The 17444-nt window shown below is 71.7% G+C and carries 14 protein-coding genes and 1 pseudogene; 3 read left to right on the top strand and 12 right to left on the bottom strand.

What is annotated here, in order from left to right:
- Positions 1 to 362: 362 nt before the first annotated feature.
- Positions 363 to 662, bottom strand: a complete 300-nt coding sequence (locus AB0K80_RS11310) for a hypothetical protein (RefSeq protein ID WP_365668193.1) — start codon at positions 660 to 662, stop codon at positions 363 to 365.
- Positions 663 to 815: 153 nt separating this feature from the next.
- On the opposite strand from AB0K80_RS11310, the gene AB0K80_RS11305 reads away from it, so the two are divergent.
- The gene (locus AB0K80_RS11305) at positions 816 to 2006 is read left to right on the top strand and encodes a pyridoxal phosphate-dependent aminotransferase (protein WP_365668192.1); all 1191 of its coding nucleotides are present in this window, start codon (positions 816 to 818) and stop codon (positions 2004 to 2006) included.
- A 162-nt stretch (positions 2007 to 2168) separates the two neighbouring features.
- Here AB0K80_RS11305 and AB0K80_RS11300 read toward each other — a convergent pair whose 3' ends face one another.
- Together AB0K80_RS11300 and clpB are read right to left on the bottom strand one after the other, a co-directional pair.
- Positions 2169 to 2699 carry a YbjN domain-containing protein gene (locus AB0K80_RS11300; protein ID WP_365668191.1) on the bottom strand — a complete coding sequence of 177 codons (531 nt, stop codon included), beginning with the start codon at positions 2697 to 2699 and terminating at the stop codon, positions 2169 to 2171.
- A 179-nt stretch (positions 2700 to 2878) separates the two neighbouring features.
- Positions 2879 to 5476 carry an ATP-dependent chaperone ClpB gene (gene clpB / locus AB0K80_RS11295; protein ID WP_365668190.1) on the bottom strand — a complete coding sequence of 866 codons (2598 nt, stop codon included), beginning with the start codon at positions 5474 to 5476 and terminating at the stop codon, positions 2879 to 2881.
- 120 nt (positions 5477 to 5596) lie between these two features.
- On the opposite strand from clpB, the gene AB0K80_RS11290 reads away from it, so the two are divergent.
- Positions 5597 to 6010, top strand: a complete 414-nt coding sequence (locus tag AB0K80_RS11290) for a TIGR03618 family F420-dependent PPOX class oxidoreductase (RefSeq protein WP_365668188.1) — start codon at positions 5597 to 5599, stop codon at positions 6008 to 6010.
- Positions 6011 to 6753: 743 nt separating this feature from the next.
- Here the strand turns inward: AB0K80_RS11290 and AB0K80_RS11285 are convergent.
- The gene (locus AB0K80_RS11285; RefSeq protein WP_365668187.1) at positions 6754 to 7089 is read right to left on the bottom strand and encodes a hypothetical protein; all 336 of its coding nucleotides are present in this window, start codon (positions 7087 to 7089) and stop codon (positions 6754 to 6756) included.
- A gap of 1 nt (position 7090) precedes the next feature.
- Positions 7091 to 7237: a hypothetical protein gene (locus tag AB0K80_RS11280; protein ID WP_365668186.1), complete on the bottom strand. Its 147-nt coding sequence runs from the start codon at positions 7235 to 7237 to the stop codon at positions 7091 to 7093.
- A gap of 131 nt (positions 7238 to 7368) precedes the next feature.
- Between AB0K80_RS11280 and AB0K80_RS11275 the strand changes: the two genes are divergently transcribed.
- Positions 7369 to 8364: a helix-turn-helix transcriptional regulator gene (locus AB0K80_RS11275; RefSeq protein WP_365668185.1), complete on the top strand. Its 996-nt coding sequence runs from the start codon at positions 7369 to 7371 to the stop codon at positions 8362 to 8364.
- Positions 8365 to 8397: 33 nt separating this feature from the next.
- Here AB0K80_RS11275 and AB0K80_RS11270 read toward each other — a convergent pair whose 3' ends face one another.
- The 7 genes and pseudogenes from AB0K80_RS11270 to AB0K80_RS11240 all read right to left on the bottom strand — a co-directional run.
- Complete coding sequence (locus tag AB0K80_RS11270; protein WP_365668183.1) at positions 8398 to 9438, bottom strand: helix-turn-helix transcriptional regulator; 1041 nt, start codon at positions 9436 to 9438, stop codon at positions 8398 to 8400.
- A gap of 269 nt (positions 9439 to 9707) precedes the next feature.
- A complete protein-coding gene (locus AB0K80_RS11265; protein WP_365668181.1) occupies positions 9708 to 10826 on the bottom strand; it encodes a substrate-binding domain-containing protein in 1119 nt (372 codons plus the stop codon).
- Between the two features lie 376 nt (positions 10827 to 11202).
- A complete protein-coding gene (locus AB0K80_RS11260; RefSeq protein ID WP_365668180.1) occupies positions 11203 to 11661 on the bottom strand; it encodes a helix-turn-helix domain-containing protein in 459 nt (152 codons plus the stop codon).
- A 4-nt stretch (positions 11662 to 11665) separates the two neighbouring features.
- Positions 11666 to 12838 carry a molecular chaperone DnaJ gene (gene dnaJ / locus AB0K80_RS11255; RefSeq protein WP_365668179.1) on the bottom strand — a complete coding sequence of 391 codons (1173 nt, stop codon included), beginning with the start codon at positions 12836 to 12838 and terminating at the stop codon, positions 11666 to 11668.
- A 36-nt stretch (positions 12839 to 12874) separates the two neighbouring features.
- Positions 12875 to 13582: a nucleotide exchange factor GrpE gene (grpE, locus tag AB0K80_RS11250; protein ID WP_365668178.1), complete on the bottom strand. Its 708-nt coding sequence runs from the start codon at positions 13580 to 13582 to the stop codon at positions 12875 to 12877.
- On the bottom strand, positions 13579 to 15420 hold the full coding sequence (gene dnaK / locus AB0K80_RS11245; protein WP_365668177.1) for a molecular chaperone DnaK: 1842 nt from the start codon (positions 15418 to 15420) through the stop codon (positions 13579 to 13581). Before dnaK ends, grpE begins: the two co-directional genes overlap by 4 nt.
- A 1059-nt stretch (positions 15421 to 16479) precedes the next feature.
- Positions 16480 to 17439 (bottom strand): annotated as a pseudogene (locus tag AB0K80_RS11240) (MraY family glycosyltransferase); the annotation flags it as partial.
- Positions 17440 to 17444 lie beyond the last annotated feature (5 nt).

The following is a 17444-nucleotide window of genomic DNA, read 5'->3' as shown; positions in this document are numbered from 1 at the left end:
CGGCACGGTCACGAAGGTGTCCGCAGGACGTCCGAGGGGCTGCGTTGGTGAGGGAGAGGGAATCATGAACTCTGGCGCCGTCACAGCCGTTTTACCCAACTCCGGACGGTTTCCATCCCTCAGAGGGCCCCTCAGATCACCTGTTCCACCCTGGCGTACGCCCAGGCCGCGGGGCGCACGCGGGAGCACCGTGAGCGGGGGGTCGCGCCGTGCCGGCGGGGCCCGCCCCAGGTGCGAGCCCCGCCCGGTGGGGCGGAGCCGGCAGGTGCGGGCCCCGCTCGGTGGGGCGGAGCCGGCAGGTGCGGGCCCCGTCCGGTGGACGCGGTGCATCGTGTGCGTGTCCGGAGGCCTGCTGCCCCGTGTCAGCTGCCTCCGCCGCATCCACCTCCGCCGCCCCCGCAGGACGACCCGCCTCCGCAGGACGAGCCGCCGCCGCAGGAGTGCCCCCCGTGCCCCCCGCCCGAGTCGCCGGACGAGCCGCAGGACGAGGCGGCCACCCCGCCGCCGGCCCACCAGCTGCTGTCGCCGCTGTCGTGCCGCCGGGAGCCCGTCGCGGCCCGGCCGCGCACCGGGCTCCTGCGGCCGCCGCCCCTGCGGGCGAGCGACACGAACGCCGCCAGGAACAGCACGCAGATCACTGCCAGGATGATGCCGATGACCATGGCGTCACCCTCCTTTCGTTCCCCCCGGGGAATCCCCCGAGATGTCCCCCGAAGCAGCCCCCCGTGGGCGCCTCGCTCGCTGCGTGACCGGGAGATGCCCTCCGCCGGCGCGGCCCAAAGCAGAGTTGAGGAACTCCAGAGCTTCGGCGCAGGATGCCAGGCATGACCTCCAGCGCGCGCCCCCTCCTGAACCGCCGGCTCGCCGAGTTCGGGACGACGATCTTCGCCGAGATGTCCGCCCTGGCCCTGCGGACCGGCTCCCTCAACCTCGGCCAGGGCTTCCCCGACACCGACGGCCCGGAGGAGGTCAGGGAGGCGGCCGTACGGGCCCTGCGGGACAGCCGCGGCAACCAGTACCCGCCGGGCCCCGGCGTCCCCGAGCTGCGTACCGCCGTCGCCGCGCACCAGCAGCGGCGTTACGGCCTGTCCTTCGACCCCGACACCGAGGTGCTGGTCACCGCGGGCGCGACGGAGGCCATCGCGGCCTCGCTGCTGGCCCTGCTGGAACCCGGCGACGAGGTGATCGCCCTCGAGCCGTACTACGACTCGTACGCCGCCTGCATCGCCATGGCGGGCGGGAAGCGGGTGCCGGTCACCCTGCGGCCGCACGACGGCGGCTTCCGGCTGGACCTGGACGAACTGCGCGACGCCGTCACCGACCGCACCCGGCTGCTGCTGATCAACACCCCGCACAACCCGACCGGTACCGTCCTCACCCGCGCGGAGCTGACCGCGATCGCCGAGCTGGCCGTGGAGCGGGACCTGCTGGTGGTGACGGACGAGGTGTACGAGCACCTGGTCTTCGACGACGCCGAGCACCTGCCGCTGGCCACGTTCCCGGGGATGCGGGACCGTACGGTCACCATCGGTTCGGCCGGCAAGACGTTCTCCTTCACCGGCTGGAAGGTCGGCTGGGTCACGGCCTCCCCCGGCCTGGTCACGGCGGTCCGCTCGGCCAAGCAGTTCCTGACGTACGTGGCGTCCGGCCCGTTCCAGTACGCGGTCGCCGAGGCGCTGTCCCTGCCCGAGTCGTACTTCACCGCCCTCCGCGACGACCTGCGGGCCAAACGGGACCTGCTGGCGGCGGGCCTGGCGCAGGCGGGCTTCGGCGTGTTCAGGACCGCCGGCACCTACTTCCTCACCACCGACATCCGCCCCCTCGGCGAGACGGACGGCATCGCCTTCTGCCGCGCCCTGCCGGAGCGGGCCGGGGTGGTCGCCATCCCCCACGCGGTCTTCTACGACCACCGGGAGGAGGGCGCCCCGTTCGTACGGTTCGCGTTCTGCAAGCAGACGGCGGTGCTGGAGGAGGCGGTGCGGCGGCTGAAGGGGGTCGGCCGCTGACCGCTGGGGCCGGCCGCTGACCGCCCGGAAGTCCCGTCCACAGGCTGTGGACAGACGGGGCCCGGTCGACCCGGGCCCCGCCCCCCGAACAGCACAGAGCCCGGCCCGGCACGCGGCCGTGGTGGCCGGTGCCCTGGCCGGGCTCGGGGGCGGCGTGCCGGACTACTCCTCGTCGTCCTCGGGCTTCTCCGCGTCGTTGATCTCCTGCTCCAGACCGAGCTGCTCGACGAGCCACCTGTCGAACTCGATCGCGGCCCGCACCCAGCTGACCGTGGAGGAGACGAAGTGCTCCAGGCTCACGCCCATGCCGATCAGCATCTGGGCCTCGCCGATGAGGCGGACCGTGCCGTCGTCGTGGGTGTGGCTGTACACCTTGGGCCACAGGGTGCGCCGGTTCCAGTCGTCGATGGACTCCAGCAGCTGCGGCTTCTCGTCGATCTGGTGCGGCCGGTCGTAGAACGTGCGCACCGAGAAGACCTGCTGGTCGCCCTCGCCGCGGAACATGAAGTAGGTGCGGAACTGCTCCCACGGCGCCGCGAGGTCACCCTCGTCGTCTACGACGTACTTCAGCTCCATCTGGTCGAGGAGCTGCTTCACGAGGTCCTGATCCGGGACGACGGGGCCCGCCGGTCCTTGGGGCTGCGGCTCGGGCTGGCCCCCGAAGTTCGGAATCGAGGACGGGTCGATGGTCACCGTGTTTTTCCCTTCGTACGGATCCCGCCATCCTCCCCCATGCGGGGAGGGGGGTGGCAAGCCCCGACCGATCCTGTCAGCCGTCGGCTGACAGGATCCGGCCGGTCGGGGTACGGGTTCCCACCCCGCGGTGACGTACGAGTGCGGATCACGGCGACTACGTGCCGGCGGTGGTGGCGTCAGAGTGTCTTCGCCGTCGCCGGGCCCACGATCAGCTCGTCGCCGAAACGGTCCACGCGCACCGTGTCGCCGTCGCGGACCTCGCCGGACAGGATCTCCTTGGCGAGCCGGTCGCCGATGGCGGACTGCACCAGGCGGCGCAGCGGGCGGGCGCCGTACGCCGGGTCCATGCCCTCCTCCGCCAGCCAGGCCAGCGCCTCGGGCGTGATGTCCAGGGTGAGGCGCCGCTCGGCGAGCCGCCTGGCCAGCCGGTCGATCTGGAGCCGGGCGATCTGCTCCAGCTGCGGCTTGGTCAGCGCCTGGAAGACGACGATGTCGTCGAGGCGGTTGAGGAACTCCGGCTTGAAGGACGCCCGGACGACCTCCAGCACCTGCTCCTTCTTCTGCTCCTCGGTGCTCAGCGGGTCCATCAGGAACTGGCTGCCCAGGTTGGAGGTCAGGACCAGGATGGTGTTGCGGAAGTCCACCGTGCGGCCCTGCCCGTCGGTGAGGCGGCCGTCGTCCAGCACCTGGAGCAGGATGTCGAACACCTCGGGGTGGGCCTTCTCCACCTCGTCCAGCAGGACCACGGAGTACGGGCGGCGCCGGACCGCCTCGGTGAGCTGGCCGCCCTCCTCGTAGCCGACGTAGCCGGGCGGGGCGCCGACCAGCCGGGCCACGCTGTGCTTCTCGCTGTACTCCGACATGTCGATGCGGACCATCGCCCGCTCGTCGTCGAAGAGGAAGTCGGCCAGCGCCTTGGCCAGTTCCGTCTTGCCGACACCGGTCGGGCCGAGGAAGAGGAACGAGCCGGTGGGCCGGTCGGGGTCGGAGATGCCCGCGCGGGAGCGGCGTACCGCGTCCGAGACCGCGCGCACGGCCTCGGCCTGGCCGATCAGGCGCCGGCCGATCTCGTCCTCCATGCGCAGCAGCTTCTGCGTCTCGCCCTCCAGCAGGCGGCCGGCCGGGATGCCGGTCCAGGAGGCGACCACGTCGGCGATGTCGTCCGGGCCGACCTCCTCCTTGACCATGGTGTCCCTGGCGACCTCCTCCTCGGCCTCGGAGGCGGCCTCCAGCTCCTTCTCCAGGGCCGGGATCTCGCCGTACAGCAGCTTGGAGGCGGTGTCGAAGTCGCCGTCGCGCTGGGCGCGCTCGGCCTGGCCGCGCAGCTCGTCGAGCTTCTCCTTCAGCTCGCCGACCCGGTTGAGGGACTGCTTCTCCTTCTCCCAGCGGGCGGTCAGGCCGCGCAGCTCCTCCTCCTTGTCGGCGAGGTCGCGGCGCAGCTTCTCCAGGCGTTCGCGGGAGGCCTGGTCGGTCTCCCGGCTCAGCGCCAGCTCCTCCATCTTCAGCCGGTCGACGGCGCGCTGCAGCTCGTCGATCTCGACCGGGGAGGAGTCGATCTCCATGCGCAGCCGGGAGGCCGACTCGTCGACCAGGTCGATGGCCTTGTCGGGCAGGAAGCGGGAGGTGATGTACCGGTCGGAGAGGGTGGCCGCGGCCACCAGCGCCGAGTCGGCGATCTGGACCTTGTGGTGGGCCTCGTAGCGGCCCTTGAGCCCGCGCAGGATGGCGATGGTGTCCTCGACGCTCGGCTCGCCGACGAAGACCTGCTGGAAGCGGCGCTCCAGCGCCGGGTCCTTCTCGATGCGCTCGCGGTACTCGTCCAGCGTGGTCGCGCCGATCATCCGCAGTTCGCCGCGCGCCAGCATCGGCTTGAGCATGTTGCCCGCGTCCATGGCGGAGTCGCCGCCGGCACCGGCGCCGACGACGGTGTGCAGCTCGTCGATGAAGGTGATGATCTGCCCGTCGGAGTCTTTGATCTCGGCCAGGACGGTCTTGAGCCGCTCCTCGAACTCACCGCGGTACTTCGCGCCCGCGACCATCGCGCCGATGTCCAGCGCGACCAGCTTCTTGTCCTTCAGCGACTCGGGCACGTCGCCCTTGACGATCCGCTGCGCGAGCCCCTCCACGACGGCGGTCTTGCCGACGCCGGGCTCACCGATGAGCACCGGGTTGTTCTTCGTGCGGCGGGACAGCACCTGCACCACGCGCCGGATCTCCTGGTCCCGCCCGATGACCGGGTCGAGCTTGCCCTCGCGGGCGGCGGCGGTGAAGTCCGTCCCGAACTTCTCCAGGGCCTTGTACTGGCCCTCCGGGTCGGGAGTGGTCACCCTGCGCCCTCCCCTCGCCTTCTGGAACGCTTCCTGCAGCTTCTTCGCACTGGCCCCCTGCCGCTCCAGCACCTCCCCGGCGGCACCGCCCTCCGCGGCGATGCCGAGCAGCAGGTGCTCGGTGGACAGGTACTCGTCGCCCAGCTCCCCGGCCCGGGCCTGCGCGTCGGCGATGACGGCGAGCAGCTCCCGGTTGGGCTGGGGCGGCGCGACGGTCGACCCGGTGACGCTGGGCAGCCCGGCCAGGATCTTCTCGGCGCCGGACCGTACGGCGGCCAGGTCGGCCTCGACCGCGACGAGCAGGTCGGTGATGTTCTCGTTGTCCTGCCCCTGGAGCAGCGCGAGCAGCAGGTGGGCGGGGGTGAGGTCCGGGTGGCCCTCGGTCACGGCCCGGTTGCTCGCCGCGTTGATCGCGTCCCGGCTCCGGTTGGTCAGCTCGGCGTCCACGTTCCCTGTCTCCTCCTTGCGTCAGCCGTCATCCGCACTGACTAGAGCAACGTACACAAAGTTGAGTCTATTCCACTCAAGGTGTCGCGCGGGAGGCTTGCGGCGGCTAAGTTCCGGCCCATGGCCACGTACCCCCAGGATCCGGGCGCACCCGACGCGCCGTACCTCACCTTCTGGCAGGAGCGGCACCTGTGCACGCTGACGACCCCGCGCCCGGACGGCACGCCGCACGTCGTGCCCGTCGGGGTGACCTACGACCCCGCGGCGCGGCTGGCCCGGGTGATCGCGAACAAGGCGAGCAAGAAGGTGGCCAACGTCCTGGCGGCCGGCCGGGAGGGGGCCGCGGTCGCCGTGTGCCAGGTGGACGGCCGGCGGTGGGCGACGCTGGAGGGCCGGGCCTTCGTACGGACCGAGCGGGACCGGGTGGCAGAGGCGGAACGCCGCTACACGGAGCGCTACGGACGCCGCCCGGCACCGAACCCGGACCGCGTGGTGATCGAGATCGAACTGACACGGGCGATGGGGCGGGGCTGACCGGGTCGGGCTGCCGGCTTCGGGGGTGAGCGCGGCGGACGCGAGCGGCTCGGTGAAACCCGCCCGGGGGTGCGCGGCGGACGCGAGCGGGCCGGTGCACCCCGACGGGGCGCGGGGCGAGTGGGTCAGGGGGCATAGGCCGGAACGCCAGCGGGCGCCGGCTGAGCGCCACGGGCCTGCGGGCCGAGCGAGCGCATTCAGGGGCGCAGGCGCGGGGCAGCGGCCACGAGCGCGCGAGTCTGTGCAGCAGGGGGAGCCCAGCTCGCCAGGGCACACGGATCGAGTACGCCCGAGGTCGCCCGCCGAGCGAGCCACGGGGAGCGAGGTCCGAACACACGAGGGGCGCCGGCCGGGTGCCCCAGGGCCGGCGGGCCGAGCACACGAGGGGACGGGTCCAGTGCGTCCACGAACGCCGGTCGAACGCGTCATAGGCGCGGGGCGCGCGCCGCAGGGAGCGAGGGCCGAGCAGGCCGGCGGTGCGTCAGCCCGGGTGCCCCAGGGCACGCGGGCCGAGCTGCATCAGGCAGTCCTGCCGTAGAGCGTGCCGGGTGGGTGTGTGCAAGGGGGCCGGTTGCGCACCTCGTACATTCCGTACCAACGGTCGACCGTTTCCGGCCACCGCACGATCCGGGACGTGTCGCGACATGTCCCCGGAAACTGCAGCGGCGTCACCGTGTTCAGGTCACGGTGACGCCGCTGCGGGGGGAAGCACCTGAGCGATCTGTTACGACGGGGGAATCGCGTCAGGCACTGCGGGGGGTGGCCGAGATGGTCCGTGGCACAGGGGAGCCGGACTCCACCTGCTGATGGTCTCGCTGGTCCAGGTTGACAAAGATCATTCCGTACCGGATGGCACACCGCACAGGCTGCGGCGCCCCCCGAGGCCGCCGCAGACACCGGTACGCCCGCACGTCTCCGTCCTCGTCGCGCGTGACGACGACCGGCTCACCGAACACGGTCACCATCAGCGAGTCACCGCTGTGGGGGATGGCGGTGACCAGGTCGATGAAGTGCCAGCCGGACCGGTAGGCGGTAGCCATCTCGCGGCGGAAGGACCGGTCGTCGGGTGGAGTGGTCACATCAACGCTCCGAGTCGACGACGATCGACGGCCAGTGGCTGTCCGCCTGGGTGTCGCCCTTCGCGTCGGAGTAACCGCTCAGCGCTCCGAACACCGCGACGGCGGAGAGGGCGGCAGCAAGCACCGAGCGAAGCAGTCTCTTACGCATAGTCGGCTTCGTCCTCACTTGTAAGTCTCCTCTTCCCCCGTCAGGTAAGACGATGGCTCATTCGAACACGTCATGGCCACACAATCGGTGCATCATGTTCCTGCACGTTCAGGACCCTGGGGGGTGGAGGTTTGGTGGCGAATCAAGCAAAAGGGACACATCCCCATGCGGTCACCGAGCTGTGTGAGGAAGGCGGCCGTCTTTATGCGGACGCCCTGCGTGCGGGACGGATCGCCCGTGCGGACGCGGACGCGGCCCCCTGCCTGCTGGAGTTCGCCCTGCTCCACCCGGACCCGGACGACTCGCAGTGGCTGCGCCCGGTGCCTCCGGCGGTCGCCCTCGCCCAGCGTCTGCACCCCATCGAGCGGGACATCGCGGAACGACGACGGCTGTCCATCAAACTCGCCGATGTTTTCGAGCCCTTCATGGTGCTCGGCGCCCAACCGGCGGCCGCCGAGCACTCGATCACGGTGCTGGAGGGCAGCGACCGCATCAACGCCGCCCTCAACCTGGCCACTTCACAGTGCCAGAACGAGATGCTCACCATCCAGCCCAGCGACGACCACTTCTCCGAGCGCAGCCTCGCCCAGGGACTGGAGCGGGACAAGCCCCTGACGGAGCGTGGGGTACGGATCCGCACGCTGTACCAGCACACGGCGCGCTACAGCCCGCAGAAGCTGGCGTACGTCGCCCAGCTCGCGCACGGCAAGGCGGAGTACCGCACGATCGACGAGGTGGTGGAACGTCTCATCGTCTGCGACGAGACCGTGGCGTTCATCCCCACCCGCGACGACCAGAAGGTCGCCCTGGAGCTGCGCCACCCCGGCCTCGTCCGGTACCTCATCAAGGTCTTCGAGTTCATGTGGAGCCGGTCCGTGCCGCTGAGCGCCGGCGCCCCCTACGAGCCCACCGCCGGGGGCATCACGGACATCCAGCACTCCATCGCCAAGCTGCTCGTCGAGGGCCACGTCGACGAGGCCATCGCCCGCCGGCTCGGCATGAACGTGCGCACCTGCCGGGCCCACATCGCCAAGCTGGCGGCGGTCCTGGGCAGTGGCAGCAGGGCACAGCTCGGTTACCTCATCGCGCAGTCCGGGATCCTGGACCGGCAGGGCGCGACCCGGTGACGGGCGGTCAGAGCCGGGCCCGGCTCGGGCCCCTCAGCGCACGCTGCGGGAGCCCCGGGCGGGAACGCCCAGCGAGGCCCCGGCCCGGCGCGGCGGCCCGTCCAGGCCGGCCTGGGCGATGCGCACGCCCAGCTGCGTACGGCTGGCCGCGCCCAGCGTCTCCGAGAGCCGGGCGATGTGCGCCCGGCAGGTACGGACGCTGATCCCCAGCCGCTCCGCGATCACCGCGTCCTGGTGGCCCTCCGCGAGCAGCGCGGCGATGGACTGCTCCCGGTGCGAGATGCCCTCGATGCCCGTGTCCGGCAGCGGCGCGGTCAGCGGGATGGCCAGGCGCCACAGCCGCTCGAACACCGTCACCAGGTACTCCACCAGCGCCGGGTGCCGCAGCTCCAGCGCCATCGTGCGGTCGGCGTTGGCGGGGATGAAGGCCACCGTACGGTCGAACAGGATCAGCCGGTCGATGACCTCGTCCAGGGTCCGGGCCTCCACCGCGTCGCCCATCAGCTCCAGGTAGGTGAGCAACCCCTGCCCGTGCCGGGCGACATGGGTGTACAGGTCCCGCATCCGTACGCCCCGGCCGCGCAGCGCCAGCGCCCGGTGCAGGCCCTCGGACAGCTCCGCCTCGCGCCGGATGCCGCCGGGCTGCACGGTGAGCACCTCGGTCGTGCACGCCTCGGTCGCCTCGTCCATCGCGGCCTGGATCCGGGCCAGCCCGTCCAGCACCCGGATCGCCGAGCCCTCCGTCGCCGGCGGGACCGGACGCACCTGACGGCCCAGCCCGGCGTACCACTCGAAGGCCTCCACGGCCGTGCCCACCCGGCGCTGGCTGGCGCTGATCTCCTGGTACATCCCGCGCAGCAGCCGGGTCATGACCTCCTGCGGGGAGGTCGGCACCAGCCAGTCCATGTCGTCGGGGTCGGGGTGCAGCAGCGCCAACTCCAGCAGGCAGGGCACCGGTTCCGCGTCCCGGCGCGGCACCCGGCCCCGCCGTACGGCACGGGAGTACACGCGGTCCCCCGCCTCGCACAGTCGGTCAGCACCATGCGGATGCTCGTCCGTACCGTGCCCGGCCATCGCCGATCCCCACCCCCGGTCGCAGCGTCGTTCCGCAGCGCAACTATGCGCGGACCGGACCTGCTCCGCAACACGGCTCCTGTCGCCGCGAGGGTGGGACGGCCGGTACGCGCCGTGACCCCCCGGCCCCGCACAGGTGACGGACGGCCCGGCTGCACGCGGCGGTTCCCCTCTTCACAGCAAGCCCTGACAACTGGCCGGATCTCCACACCGGGCGACGGCGAAGGGCGTGGCCGGTGTCCCGGCCACGCCCCGTCAACGGTCCTGCGTCACTTCAGGCCGGCCGCCGCGCAGGCCGCCTTGTACTTCGTGGTGCAGATGTCGGAGACGCTGTAGATGCCGTCGGCGACGACGGTCTCCTTGATGTTGGACTTCGTCAGCGCGACGACGGGCACCAGCTGCGCGGGGATGTCCTTGTGCGTGGGGCTGTCGACCTTGTCCCGGGCGAGCGCGTCGAACTGGATGTCCCGGCCCTGGACCTTCGCCACGGCCATCTCCGCGGCGTTCTCGGCCTCCTGCGGGTAGGACTTGTAGACGCTCATGTACTGCTCGCCGGCGAGGATCCGCTGCACCGCCTCCAGTTCGGCGTCCTGCCCGGTGATGGGCGGCAGGTCGGTCACCCCGGCGGCCTTCAGGGCCTTGACGATGCCGCCCGCCATGCCGTCGTTGGCGGAGTAGACGGCGGCGATGTCGTCCTTGCCGATCGCGGCGATCGCCTCGGCCATGTTGGCCTGGGCGTTCTCCGGCTTCCAGTCCTTGGTGTCGTAGGACTTGGCGATCGTCACCTTGCCGTTCAGCTCGGAGAGCGCACCGGCCTTGAACTGCTTGGCGTTGGGGTCGGTGGGCGAGCCGTTCATCATGACGATCTTGTCGGAGGTGGAGGCGTCCGACCCGAGGGACTCCAGCAGGGTGCGGCCCTGGACCTCGCCGACGAGCTCGTTGTCGAAGGAGATGTACGCGTCGATCGGGCCCTCGGCCAGCCGGTCGTAGGCGATGACGGGGATCCCGGCGTCCTTGGCCTTCTTCACGCCGGAGGCGATGGCGTGCGCGTCGACGGCGTCCAGCAGGATCACGTCGACCCGCTCGTCGATCATCTGCCGGAGCTGCTCGGCCTGCCGGCCCGCGTCGGCCTCGGCGTTGGCGTACTGGACCCGGCCCTGGTTGTGGGTGAGGGACTCGACCTTCCGCTTGATGATGGGGTAGTCGAAGTTCTCGTAGCGGGTGTTGGCCTTCTCCGGGAGCAGCAGGCCCACCGTGATGTCGTTGCCCTTGGTCGGGCTCGCCTCGTCGCTGCTCCCGGTCGCGTTGAGCACGCCGCAACCGGCGAGCGTGACGGACATCGAGGCAGCGGCAACGGATATGGCGATACGACGCATTCGGGGACTCACTTCTGAGGCGTTCCGGACGTGGGTGCGACTTTGCGACCCATGTGACTGAAAAGCCAACGCGGCGGCGGTCCCCGGCGTCAAGCGGAACCACTTAACGAGATGGCAACACCACGCTCCGCAGCGCCGGTGAAGGGAAGGCGGAATCGCCTCCAAACACTCTTTACGGACCGTCCACGTCGTGGAAACCCCGGCGCCGTGAGAAACCGCACAACCATGGCCGTTCCCCACAAGTCAGGATCACGGCGGCCCTCCCCAGGCCCCCTTGATTCGATCAGAGGACCGAACAATCTCAGCCAGCCACACGACGCGTGCATACGCGGCCGCACGCGAAAGGGGCCCGGAGTGCTCTCCGGGCCCCTCAGCGACGCTCACACGGTCAGTCGGACTGCTGCTGCCTGCGCTTGGGCGGCCGCCACACCACCAGCGCGCTGGTCTGCTGGACCTCCTGGTAGGGCACCAGGTCGCGGCGGTACGACGCGTGCACCGCCGCCTCGCGCTGGCGCATCGCCGCCGCGGCCCCGTCGAGGGCGTCCTCCAGTTCGGCCACGCGGGCCTGGAGCGCGGCGACCTGGTTCTCCAGTTCGATGATGCGCTTGATACCCGCCAGGTTGATGCCCTCGTCCTGCGACAACTGCTGCACCTGCCGGAGCAGTTCGATGTCGCGGGCCGAGTAGCGCCGGCCCCGGCCGGCCGTGCGGTCCGGCGAAACGAGCCCCAGACGGTCGTACTGGCGCAGGGTCTGCGGATGCAGACCGGAGAGCTGGGCCGCCACCGAGATGACGTAGACCGGGGTGTCCTCGGTCAGTTCATACGGGTTGCGTCGACGGCCGTCCATCTCATCAAGCTCCCTTCGCGGCCTGGAACAGCTCCGCCCGCGGGTCCTCACCCGCGGTGGCTTCGCGATACGCCTCGAGCGCCTCACGAGCCTTCCCCGACAGGTCCTTCGGGACACTCACCTCCACGGTGACCAGCAGGTCGCCGCGGGTGCCGTCCTTACGGACCGCGCCCTTGCCCCGAGCCCGCATCGTACGGCCGTTCGGCGTGCCCGGGGGCAGCTTCAGGGTGACGGGCGGTCCGCCCAGGGTCGGGACCCGGACCTCGCCGCCGAGCGCCGCCTCGGTGAACGTGACCGGCACCGTGACGGTGAGGTTGTCGCCCTTGCGGCCGAAGACGGGGTGCTCCTTGACGTGGACCACCACGTACAGGTCGCCCGCCGGGCCGCCCCGCTCGCCCGGGGCGCCCTTGCCGCGCAGCCGGATGCGCTGCCCGTCCAGGACGCCGGCCGGGATGCGGACCTGCATCGTCCGGGACGACTTGGCCCGGCCGCTGCCCTTGCAGATGTCGCAGGGGTTCTCCGCGATCAGGCCGCGGCCCTTGCAGTCCGGGCACGGGTCGGTGAGGGAGAAGCCGCCGCCGGAGCCGCGCGCCACCTGCCCGGTGCCGACGCAGGTCGGGCACACGCGCGGTGTGCCGTTCTTGTCGCCGGTGCCGGAGCAGGCCTTGCAGGGCTGCTGGCTGGACATCCGCAGCGGGACGGTCGCGCCCTCGATCGCCTCGGTGAAGCTCAAGGTGACCTCGGACTCGATGTCCTGGCCGCGGCGCGGCTGGGTGCGCGTGGTGCCCGTGCCACCACGGCCGAACAGGCCCCCGAAGACGTCACCGAGTCCGCCGCCGAAGCCGCCGGCACCGCCGCCGGCCTGGCCCCCGAACAGGTCGCTCAGGTCGAAGTTGAACGATCCGCCACCCGCGCCGGGCCCCGGGCGGAAGCCGCCGTTGCCGAACAGGGCGCGTGCCTCGTCGTACTCCTTGCGCTTCTTGGGGTCACCGAGGACGTCGTTCGCCTCGGAGATCTCCTTGAAACGCTCCTCCGCCTTGGCGTTGCCCTTGTTGGCGTCCGGGTGGAACTCGCGGGCGAGCTTCCGGTACGCCTTCTTGATCTCGGCCTCGGTGGCGTCCTTGGGGACGCCGAGGACCTTGTAGTAGTCCTTCTCGATGAAGTCCTTGGTGCTCATCCTCGACGCCCCTCCTCTCCTGCGTCAGTTCCAACGTCAGCCCTCGTCCGGGCCACCGTTCTCCTTGCTCTCCGCGGAGTCGGACTGCTCCGCCGCCTTGTCCTCCTCGGCCGGCTTGACCGTCTGCGCGCCGGGCTGCGGCTCGGCGACGGCCACCCGCGCGGGGCGGATGGTGCGCTCGCCGATCCGGTACCCGGGCTGGAGAATCGCCACGCACGTCGTCTCGGTGACGTCCGGCGCGTAGGAGTGCATCAGGGCCTCGTGGATCGTCGGGTCGAAGGGCTCGCCCTCCTTGCCGAACTGCTGCAGGCCCATCTTCGCGACGGTCGTCTCCAGCGACTCGGCGACGGACTTGAAGCCGCCCACCAGTTCGCCGTGTTCCCGCGCGCGGCCGATGTCGTCGAGCACGGGCAGGAGCTCGGTCAGGAGGTTCGCCACGGCGATCTCCTTGACCGCGATCCGGTCGCGCTCGACCCGGCGGCGGTAGTTCTGGTACTCGGCCTGGAGCCGCTGGAGGTCCGCGGTGCGCTCGCCCAGCGCGGTGCGCACCTGGTCCAGCTGGGCCACCAGGCCCGCGGTCTGGCCCGCGTCCCCGGCCGGGGCCGCCCCCTCCTCCTGCTGCGGAGCGGAGGCGGCCTTCGGCTCGGCGTCGTCGGAGGCGGCGCCGGAGGGGACGTCGGGCTGCTGCGGCTGGCCCTGCTGAGCCTGCTGCTGCTCGTCGAAGCCCGGGGTCTCCTCCGTCACGCGGCACCGTCCTTCCGCTCGTCGTCGACGATCTCGGCGTCGACGACGTCGTCGTCGGCCTTGCCGTCGGAGGCGGTGGCACCGCCGGCGGTGGCCTGGGCACCCTGGGCGTCGGCGTACATCGCCTGGCCGAGCTTCTGGGAGACGGCCGCGACCTTCTCCGTGGCGGAGCGGATCTCAGCGGTGTCCTCGCCCTTGAGCTTCTCCTTCAGCTCGGCGACGGCGGCCTCGACCTCGGTCTTGATCTCGCCGGGGACCTTGTCCTCGTTGTCCTTGAGGAACTTCTCGGTCTGGTAGACGAGCTGCTCGCCCTGGTTGCGGGCCTCGGCGGCCTCGCGGCGCTTGTGGTCCTCCTCCGCGTAGCGCTCGGCCTCCTCGCGCATGCGGTCGACCTCTTCCTTCGGGAGCGAGGAGCCGCCGGTGACGGTCATCTTCTGCTCCTTGCCGGTGCCGAGGTCCTTCGCCGTGACGTGCATGATGCCGTTGGCGTCGATGTCGAAGGAGACCTCGATCTGCGGGACGCCGCGCGGCGCCGGGGGCAGACCGGTCAGCTCGAACATGCCGAGCTTCTTGTTGTACGCCGCGATCTCGCGCTCGCCCTGGTAGACCTGGATCTGCACCGACGGCTGGTTGTCCTCGGCCGTGGTGAAGATCTCCGAGCGCTTGGTCGGGATGGTCGTGTTGCGCTCGATCAGCTTGGTCATGATGCCGCCCTTGGTCTCGATACCGAGGGACAGCGGGGTGACGTCCAGCAGCAGGACGTCCTTGACCTCGCCCTTGAGGACACCGGCCTGGAGCGAGGCGCCGACGGCGACGACCTCGTCCGGGTTCACGCCCTTGTTGGCCTCCTTGCCGCCGGTCAGCTCCTTGACGAGCTCGGCGACGGCGGGCATACGGGTCGAGCCGCCGACCAGGACGACGTGGTCGATGTCGTTGATGGAGACGCCGGCGTCCTTGATGACGTTGTGGAACGGCACCTTGCAGCGCTCCAGCAGGTCGCTGGTGAGCTGCTGGAACTGGGCGCGGGTGAGCTTCTCGTCGAGGTGCAGGGGGCCCTCGGCGGAGGCGGTGATGTACGGCAGGTTGATCGAGGTCTCGGTCGAGGAGGAGAGCTCGATCTTCGCCTTCTCGGCGGCCTCGCGCAGACGCTGCAGCGCCATCTTGTCCTTGGACAGGTCCACGCCGTGGCCGGCCTGGAACTGCTTGACCAGGTAGTCGACGATGCGCTGGTCCCAGTCGTCACCACCGAGGTGGTTGTCGCCGTTGGTGGCCTTCACCTCGACGACACCGTCACCGATCTCCAGGAGGGACACGTCGAAGGTGCCGCCGCCGAGGTCGAAGACGAGGATGGTCTGGTCCTCCTTCTCCAGACCGTAGGCCAGCGCCGCCGCCGTCGGCTCGTTGACGATCCGCAGCACGTTGAGGCCCGCGATCTCGCCGGCCTCCTTGGTGGCCTGGCGCTCGGCGTCGTTGAAGTACGCCGGGACGGTGATGACCGCGTCGGTGACCTTCTCGCCCAGGTAGGCCTCGGCGTCCCGCTTCAGCTTCTGCAGGATGAACGCGGAGATCTGCTGCGGGTTGAAGGGCTTCCCGTCGAGCTCGATCTTCCAGTCGGTGCCCATGTGACGCTTGACCGACCGGATCGTCCGGTCCACGTTGGTGACCGCCTGGCGCTTGGCCACCTCACCCACGAGCACTTCGCCGTTCTTGGCAAAGGCGACGACGGACGGCGTGGTCCTGGCGCCCTCGGCGTTGGTGATGACGGTGGGCTCGCCGCCCTCCAGAACGCTGACGACGGAGTTAGTCGTGCCCAGGTCGATGCCGACCGCACGTGCCATTGTGATTCCTCCAGCTGACTTGAGTGGAACGGACTCAAGTGTGCCTGACGCTCGACCCGGGGTCAACAGAGCTGAGTCGGCTGGGCTCAACTCTTATCCATCCCTTACACGCAAGTGGGCGCTGACCTGCGTGTACGCGCACCAGGGCTGGTGGCCGGCCTCACGCACAGGGCGTGGCGGGCCGACCGGCCGGGCGCCGGGAGCATCCACCTGGCAGGGCGCGCTACGGCACAGCCGGCCGACACGGCCCAATCTCCTGCGCGGCCTGACTGGGTGGGCCGTCGTTTGTCCAAGTGGGCGTCCCCGCTGGACACCTGGCCCAGGTGCACCACCGTCTGGTCGCTCGAACGCCCCGAGAGCCGTCCTCACTCACCGGATGCCCGCCCCGACACCCCCTCGGCCGCCGACCGGACCGGCTGTCCGGCCCCTGCAACGGGCATCCGACCGGACGCCTCCACAGAAACCCGGCTGGTCGCTCCGCCCGACGCCGTACCCGGCACCGGCCAGCCACCCGGCCGCACCCCCTCACTCACCGGATGCCCGCCGGGACGCCCCCTCGGCCGCCGACCGAGCCGACTGCCCGGCCCCCGCAACGGGCACCCGACCGGACGCCGCCACAGGAACCCGGCCGGTGGCTCCGCCAGACGCCCCACCCGGCACCCGGCCGGCCGTCAAGCCCGTCGCCCTGCCGGGCACCCCACCGGCCGCCAGGCCGGGCCCGCGCCCGGGCGTCCCCGCGACCGCTCCGCCCGGCACCCGCCCGGCAGACCTGCCGCGCACCCAGCCCGGCACCAGACCACGCGCCCCGTCGACCACTCCGCCCGGCTCCATGCCACGCGCCCCGCCAGGCACCCGCCCCGGCACCCCACCAGCACCCCGACCAGACCCCCCGGTCGACACCCCACCAGCACCCCGACCAGACCCCCCGGTCGACACCACCCCAGCACCCCGACCAGACCCCCCGGCCGACACCACCCCAGCAGCCCGACCAGGCCCCCCACCCCGCCTCCGCCCCGCCCGCCGGCCAGGCGCCCCGCCCGCCCCCCGAGCCCCCCGCTCGTACACCGGCACCCGCAGGAGTGCCACCACCGTCAGCGACGCTCCCGCCGCCACCCACAGGGGCGTGCTCCCGTTCGCCCAGCCGGTGTGGGTCAGGACGCCGGTGAGGACCGCGGCGAGCGCCGCGAGGCCCAGGAGTGCGGCCGCGCCCTGGGGGGTCAGGCCGAGGCGGCGGAGGCGGTGGGCGAGGTGGTCGGGGGCGCTGTGCCCCAGGAGGCGGCCGGACGCGCGGCGGGAGACCGTCACCAGGAGTGCGTCGGCGCAGGCTACGGCGGTGAGGGCGAACAGGACGCCCGTACTGGAGGCGAGCCCGTGGCCGGCCCGGGTGAGGACCGCCGCCGCGGCGAGCAGGAACCCGGTGAACAGCGAGCCGCACGCACCGAGCCCGATCCGCGCCGGATGCCAGTTGTGCAGGAGGAAGCCGGCCAGCGCGGCGGCCAGCACGCTCATCAGCACCGCGACCCCGTCCATCAGCTCCGCCGCCGCGCACGCCCCCAGCCCGAAGGCGGTCACGACCCCGACCGTGCCCGCCAGCCCGTCGGCGTGGTCCAGCCCGAGGAAGGCAAGGGTGACCAGGACGATCCAGCAGGCCGCGAGCAGGCCGCCCGGCATCCCGGTCTCCCCGTACGGCACGACCAGCACGGCGGCGACGGCCGTCCCGGCCGCCAGGACCCGGCGCCGCAGCCGCCCCGCGTCGGCGACGAGCCCGAGCGCCCCGAGCGCCGTCCCGGCGAGGAGCAGCCTGCCGACCCCGCCGTCCAGGGGCACGACGCCGGCCCGGTCGCCGACCGCGGCGAGCAGCCCGGTGGCGGTCAGCACGGCCACGCCCCCGAACAGCGGTACGGCCCGGGGCCGTCGCCGGTCGAGCGCGCCGGCCCGCAACGCGAGGGGCCGGAGCAGGGGCGTGAGGACGGCGGAGAGGAGCAGGGCGGCGGTGGCGGCGGCGATCCCGTAGAGCACGGATA

Source organism: Streptomyces sp. NPDC052682 (genome assembly GCF_040678435.1).
Classification (GTDB): domain Bacteria; phylum Actinomycetota; class Actinomycetes; order Streptomycetales; family Streptomycetaceae; genus Streptomyces.
This window is presented reverse-complemented; position numbering and strand designations above follow the sequence as displayed.